We start from the raw sequence: 19,852 nt of genomic DNA, 5'->3' as shown, positions 1-19,852 counted from the left end.
AGCCATGAGCCAAAGAGACAGAAAGACACTGAAAAGCTATTTCGAGAAGGGCGACGTGCCCACCGAGGAGCAGTTCTCCGACCTGATAGACTCCGTGCCCAACTTTGCCGAAGATGGGATTAAACGTGAGGACGGAGGCTGGTCGTTTTATCCTGCATCGGACAAGCCACTCAGGCTTTCCTTGCGTGAAAGCCCGACAAGCAATGCCGTATGGACACTGGAACTGACCTCTGAAAAGAACTTGACGATAACCAACGAACAAGGAGAGACCGTCATGGAACTGGCACAGGACAAGACCGTCACCTTCCACGGCACTGTCAGACAGGAAGGTGACACGCCCTCGCCTGCACCTGAACCCTCCGGCGGCGGATATATCACCCTGCCTGCGGACAGGCAGTGGCATGACCTGCCCGTGGACCTGAACCGTGAAGGATTCGGCTGCCGGGTGTTCAACATCTATGCCGCCTTCCGTAATCCTGACCTGGGACTGAACAAGCTGACCCTCGCCACTGCAATATGGCAGGACTTCGCCGTGAACAAGGTAAAATCACCACAAAAGCACTGGTGGGGCTGGTCGGGCGGCGTGAAGATACGCTGGCAGGTCTCCGACAGGGCACTGCACCTGCAGGTGCGCAGCAGGCGGGCATCGGAAAAGGGAAAGATACACTGCCGGATAGAGGAAGCCTTCAAGGGATAGGATCAAGAATTAAAAGTTAAAAATTAAAAGTTAAGAATGAAGACGGTACGTTTTGCTTTGCGGGACGTGCCTTTTTGCGCTTTGAAACGGCACGTCTTGAAGGCCCGGACGGCACGTTTCACAATACAGGACAAGACATATAACAAAAAGGACGTATGACTGAGGAATGGAAAGAACCCTATATTGAACAGCATGAGGCGGAGGACGCCCTCTATACGAGGTTGCACCGGCAGACGCGGGAGGAGATACAGCGGCTGTCGGGCAAGGTGTGGACGGACTACAACGCCCACGACCCCGGCGTGACGCTGGCGGATGTCGCCGACTACGCCCTGACGGAACTGGACTACAAGCTCGGCTTCCCCCTGGCGGACTACCTGACGGAGGAAAACGGAACACTTGACCTGCGCCGTTCCGGGCTGTTCCCGCCGGAGGAGGTCTATACCACCCATCCCGTGACGGAGGAGGACTACCGCAGGCTGTTCCTCGCGAGCATCCCCCGGCTCGCCGGTGTGACCGTGACCGCCGACAGGGAGACCGGCGGCTATACCGTCCGCATCCTGCCGTCACCCTTTGAAGAAGAGGGAGAACGGAAAGCGCTGGAGGAGCAGGTGCGGAAAGTCTTCCACAGCCACCGCAACCTCTGCGAATACCTTGAAAAGGTGGAGACCGCCAGTCTGAAAGAGCTGGAGTTCCGTGCCGACCTTGAGATAGAGGCCGGGGAGGACGCCGATGACGTGCTGGCAAGGCTGTACATGGAGATACTGGAATACCTGTACCGCTTCCCCGTGTTCTCCACTCCTGACAAGGAGGGAGAGGAAACGCCGCCATCGGAATGGCTGGAAGGACAGACCGGCACCGTGCGCGTGGCATTCCCCGAACAACAGGACACGGAGCATGAGCTGTACGGAAGGCTATGCCGGGTCAAAGGGGTACGCTCCTTCAAGACCTGCTACCTGACGCTGGACGGGAAACCGCAGAACGACTTTTCCGGGGGCTTCGGGCTGCACATCCCGGAAGAGGAACCCGACTTGGAATATAACCCCTACAAGGAGAAGAAAGACAAAGAGCTCAAAGTGCATATCCGTCAAGGGAAACAAAACGTACAGGTTGACACAGGCCGCTTCCGCACCCGGCTGGAAACCCTTTACCGCATCCGGGAACACCGGCTGGAGCACAAGGTGAATAATTCCGCAAAGGCAGCAGGCTGGACGCAGCCTGCCGGAACCTACCAGGACGTGTACAGTCATTACCCGATAGCCAACGACTTCCCCGCCTGCTACCTCCTGTCAAAAGACGGAAAAGCGGCCACCCCGTTCGAAGCCTACCTGAAGCTCTACGACCGGGTCATCGAAGGCGGATTGCGGGAACTGAAGGAACTGCCGCAAGTCCTGTCCCTGTCGGACGAGGATGCCGGAAACCTGTCAGACCGCCGCACGAGGGAGCTGAAAAGGCAATACCTGGACCTTCTCGACCGGCTGTACGGAGTGGATAGCAATCCCGCCTGGCTGGCAGAGCATAACCGCTACGGCGAGACGGAGGAAGGCACGCTGCGCCGCCGCATGCGGTTCCTGCGCAATGTCCCCGTCCTCCTGAGGGACAGGAACAAGGCAAGGGACATCACGGACACAGACTCGTTGACGGGAAACGATACGCCCACGGTAAAGCGGTGGTTCTGCCTGCTGCTGGGCATCACCCCCGATGACGGCCGCGCCGTGAGCAACGTGCTGTCTGCCCATAACCTGCTCATCACCGAGAAAAGGGACGGCCGTCCTTTCAGGGACATCGACTCCCTGCTCATCCATGAGCGGATGCTGGAGGCGGACAATGTGGAGAAAGTGGATTACATGGAGCTGGCATCGGACGAAAAGGAAAAGCAGAGGGAATACGGCCGGATGTGGCACGAGCTGCACCTGCTGAACGAGAACCGCATCAGCGGCGACCTGTTCAGGGGCGGCACCGACCTGGACAACTACCGTGTCGTGAGGTGCGGCAGGGAGGAATACCTGCTTGCCTATCACAACCGCGAACATCCGGGCTGGACCAACTTAGGACGTTCCGCGGACAAGGAGCGGCTGAAAATACTGGCGAACATCCTCCGCCGCTTCCTGCGGGAGCTGAACCGCGCGTGCGAGACCTTGTATATCGTCGAGCCTGTGCTGGCGGACAGAAGCCGCCCGTTCCAGGTATTCGCCGTGCTGCCCGCATGGACGGCCCGTTTCCATTCCCCGCGTTTCCGCGAGGAATGCCGCAGGCTGCTCCGCTCGCTCCTGCCCGCACATATCGGCGGGACGGTCTATTGGCTGGGCGAACGGGACATGAGAATGTTCGAGAGGTGTTACCGGCAGTGGATATACTCCCTGACAGACGCAAGGATTGGAGAGTACCGGAAACTGCTGCTGGACGCCATGCTCGAAGCGATGGAAACCGCCGTTGAGAAACAGGACCTGGATGATACGTATTGAGCATCTTTCATTTGACCTCACGGCTCCCGATGAGGAGTTCGCGCAAGGGCTGTATGCCGGCTGGGACGCATTCTGCCGTGACTGCGTGGAGCGGGTGCTGGACGAATGCCTGTCCCCGTATGACAGGGAAAGGACATTGCGTGAGATTGGACGCCTCGACCTTGACCTGGGCGGCATCCCCGAAGAAGACTTTTACAGGGAGTTCCCCAAAAGGCTGAGGGAGGAGCTGCTGAAAAACATCCCTCAATGGAACGACATTGAGGCACAGACGGGTGTACAGAACGTGTCCCTGCGTTCCGACAACCTGCTGCATTACATGGAATACGGTTATCCCCCGGCGGAATGGGCGGACACGGACTTCAGCATGGAAGCCGAACTGGAATGGCTGTCGGAACAGTCGGACAATGTTTTACGTCCTGCTATAAAGCGATTGGCTTTGCTCTGCCTGAAGCGGGAATACGCCCTGCGCCGCCTCCTGTGGCAGGCAACCGACGGGCATATCCTTCTTCAGGTTTTCAGTCTGGCACTTGCCGAGCCGTCTGCAGGGAACAAGGAGAAACGCCGCCTGCTTGCCATGCTGCTGGAAGTGAATCCCGACATACCGCTTCGCTTCGTGCATGAGACCAATGACGAAGCCCGTCTGCGGGAGATGTCCGTTTTGCTCGACACCCTGTCCGTGCGGCAGCTCATCCGTACCGAGACAAAGGAACACGCCGAGGTGGACCTTCCCCCTTACTGGCACTACCTGTACGAGTGGCTCATCCGGTATTACCCCTACAACGGCATCGCGATGTTCGGCGGCAAGACGGGGTTCACCCGCCACTTGCACCACCGGCTGCTCACGTTCATTCACAAGCGGAACGGCGCACCCTACCTCTCCAAGGCGGAACTGACCGTGAGCTTCCTGTTGGAGGTGTTCGGACCCGCCTATTACAGGGACGTGCTGAACGCCATCTACCTGCTCCAGCCGCACAATCCGGACGGCTCGCCCGTGTATGACAGTTACTTCAACCTCGAACTGTACCGGACGTTCCTGCGGCTGTCGTTGCTCAAGTTGCCGGAAGCGACCCAAGAAGGCTTTGCGGCTGACAAAAAACAAGAAAAGAAAGGAACAAAAGAAACACAATGGCAGGCAGAGCCGGAAACCGTCACCGTCCTGTTGACGGACACGCATACCGATGACAGGGAAAAGCACAACTTATTATTGTCCTTCGTCCAAAACTATCCGGAATCCCTTATCCAATGGCTTCAGTCAGAAGGCGTAAAAAGCCCTGAACTGTTATCCGTCCTTGCAAGGCTGGCGGACAAGGGCGTTCTTGACCGCCTGCTCGCGTCCCTGTCCTTTGCCGTTTGGGAACAGGTCGCTAAGGCCGAAAGCCACATCCGGAAATACAAGTCGGAAATTCCCTTGTTGAAAGATGTGCCCGACGGTACTTTCCATACAGCCTTGCGGAAGTCAATATTAGTCTGGATAAGTCAAAAACATTACAACCTCCCCGAAGAAGAAAGCATCCGCCGCCTGCTTCTTGCCTTTTATTATGAACTGAACGGAACAGCTGATAAAGGAAGAGCAGACAACAGAACAGACAGAGAGCATGAGAAAGACATGGAAACGCTCTCCGCCGCCATCCTGTCGGAAGGCCGTCAGCCTCTTCATGTTCATGTGGACATCGAGGAACTGGCCCGCATCCTGAAAGACCCGGCACGTAGCGATGCCTACAAGCGGATGTTGTGGACGATGCTGGTCAGGGAACAGCCGGAGGCACTCATACAGTGGCTTCAATCAGCCTACCCCAAGGACAATGCGTTATTGTCCCTTTTGGCCGAACTATCTGACGATGCCACAATTAACCGGTTGTTTGCCGCATACTCTCTGGCAACTTTGGATAGGATAACAGCCCTACGGGAATACATGGAAACGCACCGGGAAGGCATAGTATGGCTGAAAGAAATACCTGAAACCCGACTGGCTTTCACGTTCCGACAATCCGCCTTGCGCCTCTTGATAAGCGATACTTCGGGACAGTCAAACGATACAAAGGACGTGTTACGCCTCATTTATCTGGAAGTAACCGGCGGTGACAGAAATGAAGAGGTTGCCGTGGAAACGATTGCCCGTGAACTGAAAGAGGCAGGATTCCAGACAGCTTTCCATGAAATGGACGCATCAACCGGTAAGCACAGTATCACCCTCCAAGACCTGCTCCGAATGATGCACGACTCGAACCTGTCCGAGGCCGCCAAACGCAGGACTGTCGCCTCCTATTGGGATAATCATAGGGAAAATCCCATGGAAGCGGTGCGCCTGTTGCAGAAACGGGACATGCTGGACAAGGTATTGGAACTGACAGGGTATTACGCATGGGAATCCATCCTTTACCGGACGTTGCGCCAAGTTGTCGGCATGGAAAAGGTTTCCGACCTTATGCCGCTGTTCCAATGTCTGGCAGCGCATGAAACCTCCCTGTCATCTTATCGGACGGACAACGACCATAGCCTGCGGACCGGGCTGTTGATTGGAATCGTCCGTTGGGAACAAGACGGACAGAACAAGCCTTTACAGGATGCAATACGTTCCCTGCTTGTTTCCTTGTTCCGTGAAGACAGTCTTTCGATTATCCGGAAACAGTTAGTACAAGCTACGGCAATAGAGACAGCCGGAGTATCTGATGCGGAACAGTCGTTTGCCTGGTTGGATGTTGCTTTTGACGGGGAATACAATAACCTTTCGTCCCTTTACCAAGAATGGCTGCATGGCATGGAGAATGCTTCGAATGCCATTCAAATGCTGTTCGAACACCGTTGGAACACGGCAGAAAGTTTCGCAACATGGCTGGATGACACCTCAATCCCTATCGCCACCAAGCGGGAACAGTTGCGGGAAGCGGCGCAGGAAAAGCCACAGGCATGGCTGCAACAGCTCCGTGCGCTGCCACTGGAAAGCCGGGCTTCCGCTTCTTTGGAAACCCTGATGACCGTGCAGGACCTGCTTCAGGCAGTGGCCAAAGTGAACTTTTATCAGGCAACAGTCTTGTCAAGAGTAATGGAAAAACTACGGCATACGGCAGACCAGCTGCCATTGTTCCCTACAAGAAGCCATACCCCGTTGAAAAGCCTCCTGTGGAAAGCGTTGCTTGCTTATCTGCAAGACCCGGAGACATGGGTCAGGACATGGGGCGAAAAAGATATTACCGGTACGTTCCTCCGTTACCTGCGGCTGGCGGCCACCGGAAAAGAACAGGATGATACGGACAATATAGAGTGGCTACAACTTGCCGGAACGATAACCGATGGCAATCCGGAAGCGGACAGCCAACCCAAAGAAAACCTGTTGAAATCTTTGGCAGACCCGTCCGCAACCCATGCCGTCCTGCGGCAAACCCTTGACCGCCTGATGGACAGGCATCCTGAAGCGTTGCGGACATGGCTGGAACAGGAAGCAAGCAATGACAGCATTGCCCGGATTGCCGAAGCCACGGATTATATTCAGGTAAGCCATTGGGCGGATGAATTGGCACGGACACCCAGCTTCGCCCATCCCGACGCATTCCTGCGGCTGACAGGCTGGCTCCTGCAAAGAATACCGCTCAAAGAACTGGCAACCGCCCTGTTCCTCTACGTGAGAGAGCCGGACTGGCAAGCGTTCACGCCGGAACAGATGGAGGCATACTTCTTCTCCCGGCTGTACGGTTCAACGGATGTGCCGCCTGTCATGGAAACGCTGACGGACGGAAGCCTGCCCGAAAAAACACGGAAACGGTTGTTCCGCAGGCTTCTCCGCTACCGTCCCGAAAAACTGTTGGCATTCATCCGTGAATCCGTATTGCGGAATACCTTGCCTTTGGACAAGTGGCTGGAATGGACGGATACTGCAGACTGGCTGTACTTGGCGGCAAGCCTGTCCCTGCCCAAAGCGGAATTGCTGCGCCAGATTACGGAGAGCCTTTCCCTGCCGGAAGAGGAACGGAAGAAAGCATTGGCCACCTATATAATATATGGTGACACGGAGGAATGGCTCTACGCCACGCCCCAAGAGACCGTTCACGACTTCATCGGGATGTTGCCGTCCTTACAGGAAGCGGACAACGAAAAGAAAGAAGAAACCGTGCGCCGGGTGGAAGCGGAACTGGCCCTGCCCGAAACAGAAACTCCTGTAGAGGAAGAGCTGCCCGAAGCCCTGACAGTGGGCAATGCCGGGCTGTGCCTGCTCGCCCCGTGGTTCGTCCGCCTGTTCGCAATGCTCGGCTGGTTGGACGAGGAAAGGAAGAAGTTCCGCAACACGGCATCGAAAGTACGCGCGGTGTTCCTGCTGCAATACACCGTCTGCGGAGAGGAAAGGGAATGGCGGGAAGGGGAACTGGCATTCAACCGCCTGCTCACGAATCTGCCCGGAAATGTGCCCCTACCGGGGCGTCTGCCCCTGACCGAAGAGGAGCGGCAGACCGCCGACAGCATGGTGGTTGGCGTGAAAGCCAACTGGCCGCAGATGGGCGGCACGTCAGTGGAAGGCTTCCGGGGCAGCTTCCTCCTACGCGAAGGCACGCTGGAACAGGAAGAGGAACGCTGGCTGCTGACGGTGGAGGAAAAGGCGTATGACATCCTGTTGGAGACCGTTCCGTGGGGATTCAAGCAGATACGCCTGCCGTGGCTGAAGAAACACGTGCAGGTGAGATGGCACGAGAAACAAGAATTTTGATTACATTTGTACAATGACATAAGAATCAGAGTAATATGGAAGCAGAAAAAGTATACCAGGAAAAGACGGCACGCACCCTTCAGGCGAAGAAGGAGGGCGGCGGCACACTGCAATTCGTGGACAACCGTCCGATGAACCAAGCCGTCCAACGGGCAGAAGACGATGAGGACGATGCCCTGCAAGGAAAGTTTGAAAAGCCCCTGCAACGTGAGGAAAGCGAGGAAGAGGATGAGCCCCTGCAGGGCAAGTTCAAGGCACCTGTTCAGATGACGAAGAATGAGACGGGGATGCCCGACCACCTGAAAGCGGGCATCGAGGAACTCTCCGGTTTCTCGATGGACGACGTGCGCGTGCATTACAACTCGGACAAGCCCGCCACCGTGCAGGCCCTTGCCTACACGCAAGGCACGGACATCCACGTGGCACCGGGCCAGGAACAGCACTTGCCGCACGAGGCATGGCACGTGGCGCAACAGATGGCCGGGCGTGTGGAGCCGACCACCGAGGTGGGCGGGATGCCCGTAAATGACAATGCTGACTTGGAACATGAGGCGGACGTGATGGGTGCGAAAGCGGACAGCCTGTAAGAATGAAGAATTAAAAATGAAGAATTAAGAATTAAGTTAAGAATGGGGAATTTAGGATATGCGTGAACATGTCGGGTGGTTCAACCGGGTGTTGACCGTGGCCATCCAGCTCTATTTCCGGCAGGGATGCGAATTTGGCGGCATAGAGGAAGTGCAGCCGCCCCGTGACGGCTGGATGGAACAGGTGACGGGGCAACCGGACATTCGTTTTGATGAACGGGTGGTTGTGATGCTCGCCCTGATGCCCCATGTCTGCCCGCAGGCACTGGACATCTTCTTCGTGCAGAACAAGGACTTCGACCGGCAGTACACCGAGTTCGGCGGCTGGAAGGGGCTGTCGCACGGCGGCTTCCTGCCCACGGGCGAGACCGCCTCGTTCATCCTCGCCGGGGATGACGTGGAACGTCGCGGGGACGTGCTGCGCCTGTTCGGACGGGAACACTGGTTCTACAGGAAGGACATCCTCCGGCTGGAAGGTGCGGGCGAAGGCGAGCCGCTGCTGAGCGGCCAGTTGCGCGTGTCCGACGGCTTCCTCAGCCGCGTGCTGCTCGGCGAGGAATACAAACCCGACTACTCCACGGGCTTCCCCGCCAAGCGCGTCACCACGGAACTGGAATGGGAAGACCTGGTGCTGGACTACCGGGTGGCCGCCGAGCTGGAGGAAATCAACACGTGGATCTCCTCACACAGGACCGTCATGGAGGACTGGGGGCTGTCGCGTTACCTGAAGGCCGGCTACCGCGCCCTGTTCTACGGGCCTCCCGGTACGGGCAAGACCCTTGCCGCCACCCTGCTGGGCAAGAAGAACGGCATGGACGTGTACCGCGTGGACCTGTCCATGATTGTCTCAAAGTACATCGGCGAGACGGAGAAGAACCTCGCCCGCGTGTTCGACATGGCGGAGAACCGCAACTGGATACTCTTCTTCGACGAGGCGGACGCGCTCTTCGGCAAGCGCACCTCCACGAACACCTCCAACGACCGCCACGCCAACCAGGAGGTGGCCTACCTGCTCCAGCGCATCGAGGACTTTCCCGGCACGGTCATCCTGGCTACCAACCTGCGCTCGAACATCGACGAGGCGTTCTCCCGCCGCTTCCAGTCTGTCGTGTATTTTCCGATGCCTGACGAGGAGCTGCGCCGCGAGCTGTGGCGTAACATGCTGCCCAAGAAATGGTTGGGCAGGCAGGCGGAGGAACTCATCGCCCTCGCCGCCGGAACGGAACTCTCCGGAGGCTCCATCACCAACGTGGTGCGCCGCTGCGCCCTGCGGCTCGTCATGTCCGGCAGGAAGACGCTGGACAAGGAAACGTTAAAGGAAGCGTTAGGGAAAGAGAAAGCGAAGATGTGAAATTTTTACTGATACAATATGACAGACAGAGCTGCCGAAGTTGAACGCCGATTGGCAAATTTGAAGAGAGACCTCAAAGAATTAGTCAAATAATCATTCTTATATATAAAACGAGTAATGTCATTCCCTATTCCTGTCATCAGGAACAAGGAGTGGCATTTTCTTTATCCGGCCACTTATGCATGAAGTTTGAACTCCAACCGGTCATTAGACCGCTCAAAGGTTCTTTTCTTCATATGAAGGAAAGCTCTTTGAACATCTTGTCCTCTTCTGCCGGTGTCATGCTTTCCGTCTTGCCTCGACGTAGCCCGCTACGTCGAGGCAAGCTGAAAAGCAACCCGTACAACATAAGCGGACAATCTGCACATAGTCTAATGATTTGGGTTTAAAAAGTCAGCATCTTGCGTCGATAGTTCATCGACAGTCTATATTGTTTCTTCAAGGGGGCAGACAGAAAAGAACGGTCTATCAGACTATCAACCAAAGGATTGTCTTTCGAAAAACGTTCCAATTCACGCTTGGCCATATTTTCAGGAATACCGATACGTTTCCCGAACTCCAAAAATTCCTTGTATCCGACAGAATGTGTGTCATCAGTCACCATCCCCTCCCTGAACAGTCCCTTGTCAAGGGCGAATATCCTCGGTTCATACAAGTGTAAAGAAGTATTAATCAAGTCGTATGCAGGCGAAAGGCGGTATTCTTTTCCACGGTTGACCAAGGAGAAGTTTTTCAAGTGAGCGTCATCATTCAAGGAAATGAAGTTGAACAACACCAGCCTGAAGAAACGCAGAATGTCAATGCGGCTTGCCTTTACAAACCTGGCTATGATTTCCGCACATTCTTCATAACTGCCGTTGCAATACTTATAGTCACTGCCGCCATTGGCTTTTGTATATCCCATCAATGAGGCAAAATCCTCCTGCTGGTATTTTCCACCGGAATATACATCGAAACGGCGCGTGATATAAGCAGGTTCGTCATCTAAAAAGAAACAAAGCCCGTTAGCGGCAGTTTCAATATTGTAAGCCTGTGAGGCTATCTGCATGGTCAGATGCTCGTTGGCGGCACAATACTCCTTGTTCATAAGCTGATAGCCGTTCGGGCGGGGCTTCAAAATATATGTACCTTGTTCGCTTTCTACGGTATATCGTAACGACAAGTTCTCCCCGATAACCATCGAAAACTTCGGCTGGGCACCTGACAATGATATTCGCCCTGCATTTTTCACCGCCTCTTTTGCTTCCCTGGCATCAGATGCAGGACTGGGGAAACTGAGGCAATGCGAGACTTTCAGTCCGTCAAACAGGATTTTTCTGGCAGACGGAGAATAAGTGTCGAAGCCTTCTGCCAACGTAGAAGGACAAACATGCAGCTGTATCATGGCATAACCGGTTTTACCGTCACCGCTCCGATAGTGTCCGTACCGGCAGTGGCAAGCAGGATGCCAAAATCATCTTCAGGAGAAATATGCAGGTACTGAGCCTGCATCCGACGGTTCTCTCCTTCGGAAAGCATATTAAAGAAAAAAGGGAAAAGTACGTTGGAACGGTAAGGCTCTTCCCTTAACGGCATGACAAGGCAAACAGGAGGATTATCCTGGTTTAAAAGATATTCCCTGTCGTATGCAAAGACATAATGACTGCTGTCAAGTTCCGTCAGTTCCCCGGCCTTGATGCCATGCAGATAAACTTCACACTTTCTCATATGTTTATTCTTTCAACTTTATTTCGACCTGTAGACCAAGCGTATCCGCCACCGTAAGCAATGTTTCCAACTTGGGGTTGCCTTGCCCACGCTCAATTGACACAATCGTGTTTATGCCCACACCGGCAAGTTCGGAAAGTTCCAGTTGGTTTATATTCAAGCTTTGGCGGCGTTCTTTGATATATGTCCCTATTTCCTTCGTATTCACAGCGTAATGTGATTTTTCTACAAAAATACACATTTGAGGCGGAACTAACAAGGAAAATCACAATTAATTGTGATTTTAAGTATACAATAGAATCTTATTCTACTGGTTTATGTCGAAATCACTCTGTGCTGTGATTTTAAGGTATGGTTATGGGTATGCCAATAGTGATGATCCGGATGTCACCGATACACAAGGCATAAGTTTTCTAACGCTTGGTTCTTGATTTCTTTGATTACCTCCAGCAAAACAAGTGGATTGACATACCGTTTACTGTTACGGACGGTAATGTGTAAGTGGAAACCGGTTGCCCTGCCTGTCCTGCCACTGATGGCAACCGCCTCACCCGGTTTCACTTTCGTGCCTTCCCGCACCAAGACCTTGGACAGGTGGCAATAGCTGACCGTATAACCGCCATGCCGGAGGACGACGTAATTGCCCGAACGCCTGTCTGACGAAACTTTTACCACCTCACCGGGCATCATGGCATAGACCTCCTCGTTCCTTGCCCGCAAGTCCAGGCCTTTGTGGCGGCTCTTCTTGCCTGTGAACGGGTCTCTACGTGGGCCGTAATGTGATGTCACCTCGATTCGCTTTAACGGATAAGACACGCTCAAATAGCGTTCTATCCAGCGGTTGCGTGCAGCTTCCTCCTGTTTCTCTCCCTGTTCAGCATGGGAAACAGGATTATTGGCCTCTCCGGATTCGGGGAGGTTTTTTATTTCCATTTGTCCGGCGTCTTCCTCCACCTTATACAGCGGCTTGCCGTAAGCGATGGTGTGGAACTGCGCTTGTAAGGGGAGGAAACATGAGAACAGGGTGAGCAACAGCCATGACTTTTTCATGACGCAAAAATAATATGTAATGTGCGTACAAGCGGAATGGAGGCAATGGAAATGGCAATATTATAAGATTTTATAAGGAATCAGACTGCCCAATCAGATTTAGCACTGCAAAAAGAGCCTGCCCTATAGACAAACTCTATCAGTTCTTTTTAATATAGTGCAGTATGAAGATTGTAACCTTCAAGTACACTTGCGCTTACACTGAAACAGAAAAACCGAAAATACAGTCAGCTGAATGTGCTGAATTATATCGTGATACCCATTTCTCTCAAGGCGGTGTTCAGATCGCAGAACCGGACACCGATGGCATTGCACGCATCAGGTATCTTCACCCGTCTTTTACAATAAGGGTCTGAGGTTTCGTAAGTAACCAATGTCAGCCCCTTGGCTGCGGCCGTTGCCACGAGATAAGCATCGGCTACCGTGGCAAACTCTTGCCGTGCGTTCTCACTGAAGACCGGATTGGACTGTGCCCAATTCTGTGTATCGGCATATTTTGCCAATACTTCATCATCTATTGTGTAATAAAATGAATCCGATGCGTTGTCGTGTATCCATGTGGTCAGCTCGTCATTCCCTTTGTCTATTTCCGTCTTTACTTCTATGCTTGAATATACCTGAATTAATCATCTCGGCCATTCTCTTCCAAAAAGTAGGCCACACTTCCATAGGCATCTCATTCTTGGAACGTATAAATATGTTTGTATCGAATATGTATGCCATAAGCCTCAGATATTATTGGTCATAAAGTGTTGGTACGTATTGCCGTGCAATCCTGTCAAGTTATAGGCTTCCGTATAACTTAACTGCCTGCTGTTTACCGCATTACGCACATGGATGGCAAACAGTCTTCCGACACGCTTCACGCTGGTCAAATAAAAGTCCCCTCCACTTCCTTCCTTTTTGGCAACAGGCCGTTTCCTGTATTCCAGCCAAAACGCCCGATAGTCCCTGTCAGGAAGCATGCCTAAATCGTGGGCACGGCGGGCCACCACTATTTCGCTAACCTTAAACCTGCGGGAAACATACCTTATGTCTCCGTTCCAAACATTGCGCAACTCAATGGCAGGAACAAGAAATTCAGCAGCCACCTTGTCGCAATACATTTCCACAACATCATGGCTTACCGTTTCTTCTCCGGCATGTCCGGCGCTGACTCCCAGCATCAGGTGGGCCGCTTCATGAATCAACGTGAATAATTGGGCGGACTTACTGTCAGCACTGTTCACAAAGATGTAAGGGGCTGTTTTGCTTGCCAGCGCAAATCCACGGCATTCGCTGACTTTGAGAGGCCGGTGTGTGTTGTTCCCGACCACGCCATTGTAGACCAAAAAAATGCCTTCATACTCCATTTGCCTGGTCAGCATGCTGACCGCCGCTTCCGCACTTGCAAGACTGAACGCCCATCTTGGTTCTAAACGAAGAGCTTCCCGAAGCAAGGAAACGGTTTCTCCAACAGGAGTTTTCAGACTTACCGTCTCAACCAACCGGCAAGTATCTATGCCATTCTCTTCCAGATATTCTTCCAACCAATCCTGACGACGGCGAACGCCCATCACCGTGTCATAGACATTCAGGTCAAAATGTTCCGATTGGGCGGCCTCTCCTCTAAACATAGGGATGGGTATGGTTTCTTCGGGCACTTCCCGTAAGAACAGATATCCGAACGGGACATGGAACTTGTCGGCAAACTGCTGCAATTGGATTACCGTAGGCTTCTTTTCCCCAGACAGCCAGCCTTTCAATGCGGGTACAGCCTTAACGGCTTTTTCCTCATTGCTCCCGGCTCTTTGAATTGCCCATCTAAGCATTTCAGGCCGTATGTCATTGACTCTGGTTATTGCCATTTTACATATCCGGTAATTCGCTTTGCAAATATAGTGATTTTTATTCGAAGTTCTACTATATCCGGTCCTGTTTAAGACTAAGTTTAACTAAACTACCTTCATATCCTCCTACACTAACCACTGCCGTTGCTACTGACATATCCAAAATTTAATGACTTCCCCTATAAAAGTATGATTGACAGTATGATTTTCCCTGATTTTACTAAATATCCCCAAAATCCGGCACTTTTATTTCCTCCGCTGATTTTTCCTCATTCAAGCATCCTACATTTGTCCCAAGTGTAACCATTTAATTCACGCAAACATGAACAGATACAAATTCTCGGACGAAGAAATGCCTTACGGCATCCTTGAAGAGTTCGGCCTGACACGGGAGATGATAGACGACCTTCCCTTAAGGGTATTGCAGGACATCCATTCAGGCCGCCGTTCGCCCGTATTGCCCATACAAGTGGATGACCCGGAGGGTAACACCATCCGTTGCCGCACCCGCTTCGCCCTGGTCAGACGCGAGGACGGGACAGCCGACGTGCTGTTTTTCCCCGTACTGGCGGAAAGCCGCCTGGAACGTTTCAGCGCGGAGAACAGACAGCGGCTGTCGGAAGGGAAAGCCGTCATCGACACGCTGACGACCGGCGACGGCAAGCAGGTGCAGGCCTTCCACCAGATAGACCCCGGCACCCGGCAGATTCTCTCCGTGCCGACACCCGTCATCGGCCGCAACCTGCAAATCGTGGCCGACGAGTTCCATCTGTCCAACGCCGAGATTAACTGCCTGCGGGGCGGAGAGCCCCTGACGGTGGCGGACGGAGACGACATGATGACCATCGGCATCGACCTGACCGAGCCGACCGGCCTGCTCGTGTGCGCCGGGGACAGCGTGCAATGGAAGAAAGCATCCAAAAAGGAATGGGAGAAGTACAACTTCGGCTGTTTCGGCTGCTGGACCACTGATGAAGCGGGTAACCTCAACTACATCCATGAAGAGGACTATCCCGAAGAGATGTGGAACGAGCTGAAGAAAACCAGCCGGACGAGACAGCAGAACGGCAACATCCAAAAACTGTAGACCGCCATGGCAAAGGAAGAATACTATCCGGAAGAGACCCTCGTGGAGAAAGTGCAGAGCGGTGAATACGGCTGGGCGGATTACGTGCGCCACCACTCAAAGGACTGGCGTGCGGAGTTCGAGAAGTATTGCCGGCTGCGTGACCAGCCCATAAATGATGAGACCGCCTTGCGCTTCCTCGACCTGAAACAGGAAGAGATGGAGGAAGCCATGGCTGACGGCGATGCCTGAATTATCGAACCCACCAAAAACAAGCAAGGAAATGAGCATACGCAAGAATACCAATCCGCGCCCCCTCGAACTGCCACCGGAGATGCGCGACATCCTGGCACGCAACGGCATGAGAGGGCATATAGCGGGAAGCAGCGAGGGGTTTGTCCTGATTGTGCAGGGGCATGACTCCCCGTTGCTTTCCTATCCCATCACCGAAAAACAGCTGCAGGCACTGACAGACTGGGGCACGAATTCGGTCAACCGCCGGTGCTACAACACCTTCGCCAGCATCGTGGCTGCGGACTTCGACCTTCCCCGTGATTTCGTACACGCGCGGAACGCCAACGGGCGTGTGGCCATGGGGCTGCACGGCTACCGCATCGGAGCGGGCGAATACGGGCGGCTTGGACGGCCATTCCCCTTGCGCCACCCATGGGGAGCCTGTTTCCTCGGCTGGACGCCCCGGCATCAGGACGGCTTCCACCTGCGGCGCATCGGCGGCAACCTCTATTATCCCGGCGCACCGATGGTGCCAGACCGACCAGACGGGCGCATGAAACCAGGAGAGTTACAAAGCGGCGGCTACGGCTTTTATTATAAGGGGCATTCCACAGGCACGGTCGCCGGAGAGGACGTGCTGAAGGACCTTGAAACGGTTATCACGCCTTTGCAGGTACGGCCAAGACCGACAGAACCCGCCAAGCCGTACCATACACTAATCACGTCTCCCGTCTATTTCAGCAACGAAAAGTGGCAGGAATGCCTGGCGAGCCACGGCATCCTGATTGACGCGGAGCGCAAGACGCTGACTGTCCAGTCCGCTTCCGTACCCGCCGACATGCAATACGACCTGACCGATGATGAATTGGCCATGCTGACAAACAATTCCGTACAGGAAGTTCCCGTAGAGAAACGCCTGGAAACCATCAACGGCATCATCAAGGATGACTTTTCGGCTCCCGTCACGATGGATACGCTGGACAGTGACAAGGTGATAGCCATCGAACTCCACCCGACTGTCAAGGAAGACCTCGAACGGCAACTTTCCCAGGCGGAACAACTGGAGCATGGCGGGCAAGGGTTGCAAGGGCAGCAGGGGCAATATGTCAATGAGGGGCTATCCGTAGCACCAGAAGAAAGAGAACTGCCCAAGGGTACGGTGGTGATGGACGGAAACGACCTCGCATATATCAATCCTGACAAGGGCTGGTTCCGCGAGGGACGGCACGGACGGGAGGTGACAGTGGACGAGATACGGGTGGAGCAGGCCGAAACAGAAGGCAAATACCGTATGACAGCCGTCATAGACGGGGAAACCGTGAGCCACGAAATCACCCAGAAGCAATATGACAAGTTCATGGCCATCGATGACTACCACCGTTTGAAGCTGTTTTCCAAGATTTTCGGGGAAGTGGACATGAAGTCGAGGGACAACGTGCCGTTGGGCACGAAAATCGGAGCGGCTTTGTTGGCGGGCGTTGCCGTTATAGGCGAACTCGGACGCGGACCACGTCCGGCCATCTACATGGAAAGGCATGGCCCGCCGCCCCCTCCACGGTGTTACTATAAGCCGGGCGTGGACACTCCGATGGATGTGGCCGCCCGTAATTTCGAGGCGGCGGTGAACACGGAACGGATGCAGCATGAAATGAGACACGGAATGTAGCCAAGTAAAGAATGAAGAGTTAAGAGTGTAGAATTGAGAATTACCAATGTCCGAACTGACCTACGAAGATTACAAACGACGGCTGAGCATACAGGAGTTGCTGGTGGACGCAGGCTACCGGCTGAACCGCCGTGACGGCCTGCGCTATCCGTCGTATGTGCGCATTGACAGCGACGGGCGGCGGGTGCGCGGCGACAAGTTCATCGTCACAGGCAACGGCTTCTGCTGTTTCCAGCCGCCCGAACGCAAGAACTACAACGTCATCTCCTTCATCAAGGAACATCCCCACTTTTTTCCCGAATACACCCCTGGAATGTCCACCGACCGATTGGTCAACCTCGTATGCCGCCGTCTGCTGAATGAACCACAGGAAATCCGCGAAACGAAAATTTACAATCCGGACAAGACGGGCAAACCGTTTGACATAGGTGAATACGACCTGCAAGCCTTCCGCATGGACGATTGGGAGAGCCAGAAGAAGTTCTATCCTTATTTCAAGAACCGGGGTATCGCCCTTGATACCCAACGTGCCTTTTGCGGGCATTTCTTCCTTGCCTCCAAGCACCGGACGGACGGCAAGGTGTACACCAACCTCACCTTTCCCATGTCGCTGCCCGCGTGGCCGGGCAAACAGATTGTCGGCCTGGAAGAACGCAGCCGCCCTAACGCGGATGGCAAGACCGCCTACAAGGGCATGGCAACAGGGAGCAACGCCACCGAGGGAATGTGGATAGGCCGACTCAATAGCCATCGCAGTGATGTGGGTTTTACCACACCACTGTCCGGGGCAAAGGATGTGTACTGGTTTGAGAGCGCCTTTGACGCGATGGCATTCTACCAGATTGAAAAGAAGGAAACCGTGGCATACGCCGACCTGGGCAATGCCGTGTTTGTTTCCACCGGCGGCACACCCAGTGTCCGGCAGTTCGCCGGGATGCTGGAACAAACTCCCGAAGCCAACCATCATCTTTGCTTCGACCGGGACCGTGCAGGACAGCTCTATGCCGTGAACTTCGCCTTGCAAATGAACGGAAGGGTGTTCAACTCGCATACGACGAAGAAGGACACCCTGGTCGTGACCGACCTGACCGGAAAATACGGGCGGCATGAGATGGATGTCACCGCCTTTGACTTTGATGCCGTCTGCAAGGAACTTGACTTGGAGAAAGGACGCATTGACTACCGACCTCCAAACAAGGGCTACAAGGACTGGAACGACCAACTTATGGACAAACGGATGGATGAGGACAAGGAACAAGAAAATACGGAAGAACGACAAACCCGATTCAGACGATGAGACAAACGACCACACAACCGCCATACACAATTCCGGGCACCATCCAACTACGGCCACGGACGGTGCAGTTCTTCATCGATAACCTGCCGTTGTTGACGCTCGACCTGTGCAGTTACGCCTGTGCCGGGATGGAAGGGATACCGTTCAAGGGATTGCTGCTGTGGCTGTCGGCAACCATGTCGTTGGTGTTGGCTTACCGCTTTATTTATCTGAAGCGCATGGTGTACCGCATCACGGGCGAACAACTGATATACGAGCATGGGGTGATTACCCGGAGCAGCGATTATGTGGAACTCTACCGGGTGGTGGACTTTGCGGAGCGTAGCAACCTGCTGCAACAGTTTTGCGGGCTGAAAACAGTGTGCGTCCATTCGGGCGACCGCACCACGCCACGGCTTGACATCATCGGCGTAGACATGGGCAACGACCTGGTGCCGGTTATCCGAAGACGGGTGGAACTGAACAAACGAAGAAAGGGAATCTATGAAATCACGAACCGTTAAGATATTGACCCTCGTATTAGCCTTGTGCGCCGGCATCCGGGCACAAGCGCAATTCGTGCAGACCAACCCACTGGAATGGATGGCGCTGGCCGAGGGTAACGAAGCCGTCAACGGGCAGATAGAGGAACAGGTGGAGGGACAGACGAAGACTGCAGCCCTGCAGAACGCCATCGCCGCCGAGTTCAACAAGATACACGAGTGGGAACGGAAATACAGCGGCTACCTGCAGACCGTGGAGGGCTACGCATCCTCGCTGAAAGCGGCCACCACCCTGTATGAGGACGGGGTGCGCATCTTCATCACCCTCGGCAAGTTGCGGAAAGCCGTGGCGGACAACCCGCAAGGCATCCTTGCCACGATGAGCATGAACAACCTCTATATCGAGACCGCCACCGAACTGGTTTCGGTTTACACGCTATTGAGGAACGCCGTGGCCACAGGCGGGGCGCGGAACATGCTGACCTGTGCGGAACGGAGCGAGACCCTCTGGGCTTTGTCCGACAGGCTGGACGCTTTCAGCAAGAAACTGCACCGGCTCTACCTGAGCATCCGCTATTACACGATGGCCGATGTGTGGAACAGCGTTACGGCCGGTATGATAGACCGGAGCAACGGGGAAGTGGCCCATGCCGCCTTGGACCGGTGGCGGAGGGCGGCAAAGACGGTCCGATGAAGAAATGAAGTTCAGCGTTAGGCTAATGAATTAA

16 protein-coding genes and 1 pseudogene are annotated in these 19,852 nt (G+C 54.2%); 11 read left to right on the top strand and 6 right to left on the bottom strand.

Features of this window, described 5'->3' with window-relative positions:
• Positions 1-4 precede the first annotated feature (4 nt).
• From B5F25_RS14510 to B5F25_RS14490, 5 genes are all read left to right on the top strand, one after another.
• Complete coding sequence (locus B5F25_RS14510) at positions 5-697, top strand: hypothetical protein (protein ID WP_087250371.1); 693 nt, start codon at positions 5-7, stop codon at positions 695-697.
• 452 nt (positions 698-1,149) lie between these two features.
• Positions 1,150-3,159 (top strand): hypothetical protein, encoded by a 2,010-nt coding sequence (locus B5F25_RS14505; RefSeq protein ID WP_241148420.1) that lies wholly within the window; start codon positions 1,150-1,152, stop codon positions 3,157-3,159.
• Entirely contained in the window at positions 3,146-7,855 is a 4,710-nt protein-coding gene (locus tag B5F25_RS14500) for a contractile injection system tape measure protein (protein ID WP_087250367.1), read from the top strand. Before B5F25_RS14505 ends, B5F25_RS14500 begins: the two co-directional genes overlap by 14 nt.
• Positions 7,856-7,890: 35 nt before the next feature.
• Positions 7,891-8,442: a DUF4157 domain-containing protein gene (locus B5F25_RS14495; RefSeq protein WP_087250365.1), complete on the top strand. Its 552-nt coding sequence runs from the start codon at positions 7,891-7,893 to the stop codon at positions 8,440-8,442.
• A gap of 58 nt (positions 8,443-8,500) precedes the next feature.
• Positions 8,501-9,793, top strand: coding sequence for an ATP-binding protein (locus B5F25_RS14490; RefSeq protein WP_087250363.1), 1,293 nt, complete (start codon positions 8,501-8,503; stop codon positions 9,791-9,793).
• Positions 9,794-10,178: 385 nt separating this feature from the next.
• Here B5F25_RS14490 and B5F25_RS14485 read toward each other — a convergent pair whose 3' ends face one another.
• From B5F25_RS14485 to B5F25_RS14460, 6 genes and pseudogenes are all read right to left on the bottom strand, one after another.
• Positions 10,179-11,177: a HipA domain-containing protein gene (locus B5F25_RS14485; RefSeq protein ID WP_087250361.1), complete on the bottom strand. Its 999-nt coding sequence runs from the start codon at positions 11,175-11,177 to the stop codon at positions 10,179-10,181.
• A complete protein-coding gene (locus tag B5F25_RS14480; RefSeq protein ID WP_087250359.1) occupies positions 11,174-11,500 on the bottom strand; it encodes a HipA N-terminal domain-containing protein in 327 nt (108 codons plus the stop codon). Before B5F25_RS14480 ends, B5F25_RS14485 begins: the two co-directional genes overlap by 4 nt.
• 4 nt (positions 11,501-11,504) lie before the next feature.
• Positions 11,505-11,708 (bottom strand): helix-turn-helix domain-containing protein, encoded by a 204-nt coding sequence (locus tag B5F25_RS14475; RefSeq protein WP_241148419.1) that lies wholly within the window; start codon positions 11,706-11,708, stop codon positions 11,505-11,507.
• A gap of 179 nt (positions 11,709-11,887) precedes the next feature.
• A complete protein-coding gene (locus B5F25_RS14470) occupies positions 11,888-12,550 on the bottom strand; it encodes a M23 family metallopeptidase (RefSeq protein WP_087250355.1) in 663 nt (220 codons plus the stop codon).
• 245 nt (positions 12,551-12,795) lie between these two features.
• Positions 12,796-13,219, bottom strand: a pseudogene (locus B5F25_RS14465) (DUF4411 family protein).
• A gap of 59 nt (positions 13,220-13,278) precedes the next feature.
• A complete protein-coding gene (locus B5F25_RS14460) occupies positions 13,279-14,397 on the bottom strand; it encodes an ImmA/IrrE family metallo-endopeptidase (RefSeq protein WP_087250353.1) in 1,119 nt (372 codons plus the stop codon).
• Between the two features lie 304 nt (positions 14,398-14,701).
• Between B5F25_RS14460 and B5F25_RS14455 the strand changes: the two genes are divergently transcribed.
• The 6 genes from B5F25_RS14455 to B5F25_RS14430 are packed head-to-tail and all read left to right on the top strand — an operon-like array spanning position 14,702 to position 19,818.
• Positions 14,702-15,466, top strand: a complete 765-nt coding sequence (locus B5F25_RS14455; RefSeq protein ID WP_087250351.1) for a DUF4099 domain-containing protein — start codon at positions 14,702-14,704, stop codon at positions 15,464-15,466.
• Positions 15,467-15,472: 6 nt separating this feature from the next.
• The gene (locus B5F25_RS14450) at positions 15,473-15,697 is read left to right on the top strand and encodes a hypothetical protein (RefSeq protein ID WP_087250349.1); all 225 of its coding nucleotides are present in this window, start codon (positions 15,473-15,475) and stop codon (positions 15,695-15,697) included.
• 31 nt (positions 15,698-15,728) lie between these two features.
• Positions 15,729-17,345, top strand: coding sequence for a hypothetical protein (locus B5F25_RS14445; RefSeq protein ID WP_087250379.1), 1,617 nt, complete (start codon positions 15,729-15,731; stop codon positions 17,343-17,345).
• A 46-nt stretch (positions 17,346-17,391) separates the two neighbouring features.
• The gene (locus tag B5F25_RS14440) at positions 17,392-18,642 is read left to right on the top strand and encodes a toprim domain-containing protein (RefSeq protein WP_087250347.1); all 1,251 of its coding nucleotides are present in this window, start codon (positions 17,392-17,394) and stop codon (positions 18,640-18,642) included.
• Positions 18,639-19,145 (top strand): PH domain-containing protein, encoded by a 507-nt coding sequence (locus tag B5F25_RS14435; protein WP_087250345.1) that lies wholly within the window; start codon positions 18,639-18,641, stop codon positions 19,143-19,145. The genes B5F25_RS14440 and B5F25_RS14435 overlap by 4 nt, the downstream gene beginning before the upstream one ends.
• Positions 19,126-19,818 carry a hypothetical protein gene (locus B5F25_RS14430; protein WP_087250343.1) on the top strand — a complete coding sequence of 231 codons (693 nt, stop codon included), beginning with the start codon at positions 19,126-19,128 and terminating at the stop codon, positions 19,816-19,818. The genes B5F25_RS14435 and B5F25_RS14430 overlap by 20 nt, the downstream gene beginning before the upstream one ends.
• Positions 19,819-19,852 lie beyond the last annotated feature (34 nt).

The organism is Bacteroides sp. An19 (assembly GCF_002160215.1).
GTDB classification, from domain to species: domain Bacteria; phylum Bacteroidota; class Bacteroidia; order Bacteroidales; family Bacteroidaceae; genus Phocaeicola; species Phocaeicola intestinalis.
This window is presented reverse-complemented; position numbering and strand designations above follow the sequence as displayed.

What these genes read in the sequence shown, in the direction of transcription:
- B5F25_RS14510 (WP_087250371.1), top strand. Translation starts at nt 5, where the DNA reads ATGAGCCAAAGAGACAGAAAGACACTGAAAAGCTATTTCGAGAAGGGC.
- B5F25_RS14500 (WP_087250367.1), top strand. Translation starts at nt 3,146, where the DNA reads ATGATACGTATTGAGCATCTTTCATTTGACCTCACGGCTCCCGATGAG.
- B5F25_RS14495 (WP_087250365.1), top strand. Translation starts at nt 7,891, where the DNA reads ATGGAAGCAGAAAAAGTATACCAGGAAAAGACGGCACGCACCCTTCAG.
- B5F25_RS14490 (WP_087250363.1), top strand. Translation starts at nt 8,501, where the DNA reads ATGCGTGAACATGTCGGGTGGTTCAACCGGGTGTTGACCGTGGCCATC.
- B5F25_RS14485 (WP_087250361.1), bottom strand. Translation starts at nt 11,177, where the DNA reads ATGATACAGCTGCATGTTTGTCCTTCTACGTTGGCAGAAGGCTTCGAC.
- B5F25_RS14480 (WP_087250359.1), bottom strand. Translation starts at nt 11,500, where the DNA reads ATGAGAAAGTGTGAAGTTTATCTGCATGGCATCAAGGCCGGGGAACTG.
- B5F25_RS14470 (WP_087250355.1), bottom strand. Translation starts at nt 12,550, where the DNA reads ATGAAAAAGTCATGGCTGTTGCTCACCCTGTTCTCATGTTTCCTCCCC.
- B5F25_RS14460 (WP_087250353.1), bottom strand. Translation starts at nt 14,397, where the DNA reads ATGGCAATAACCAGAGTCAATGACATACGGCCTGAAATGCTTAGATGG.
- B5F25_RS14455 (WP_087250351.1), top strand. Translation starts at nt 14,702, where the DNA reads ATGAACAGATACAAATTCTCGGACGAAGAAATGCCTTACGGCATCCTT.
- B5F25_RS14450 (WP_087250349.1), top strand. Translation starts at nt 15,473, where the DNA reads ATGGCAAAGGAAGAATACTATCCGGAAGAGACCCTCGTGGAGAAAGTG.
- B5F25_RS14445 (WP_087250379.1), top strand. Translation starts at nt 15,729, where the DNA reads ATGAGCATACGCAAGAATACCAATCCGCGCCCCCTCGAACTGCCACCG.
- B5F25_RS14440 (WP_087250347.1), top strand. Translation starts at nt 17,392, where the DNA reads ATGTCCGAACTGACCTACGAAGATTACAAACGACGGCTGAGCATACAG.
- B5F25_RS14435 (WP_087250345.1), top strand. Translation starts at nt 18,639, where the DNA reads ATGAGACAAACGACCACACAACCGCCATACACAATTCCGGGCACCATC.
- B5F25_RS14430 (WP_087250343.1), top strand. Translation starts at nt 19,126, where the DNA reads ATGAAATCACGAACCGTTAAGATATTGACCCTCGTATTAGCCTTGTGC.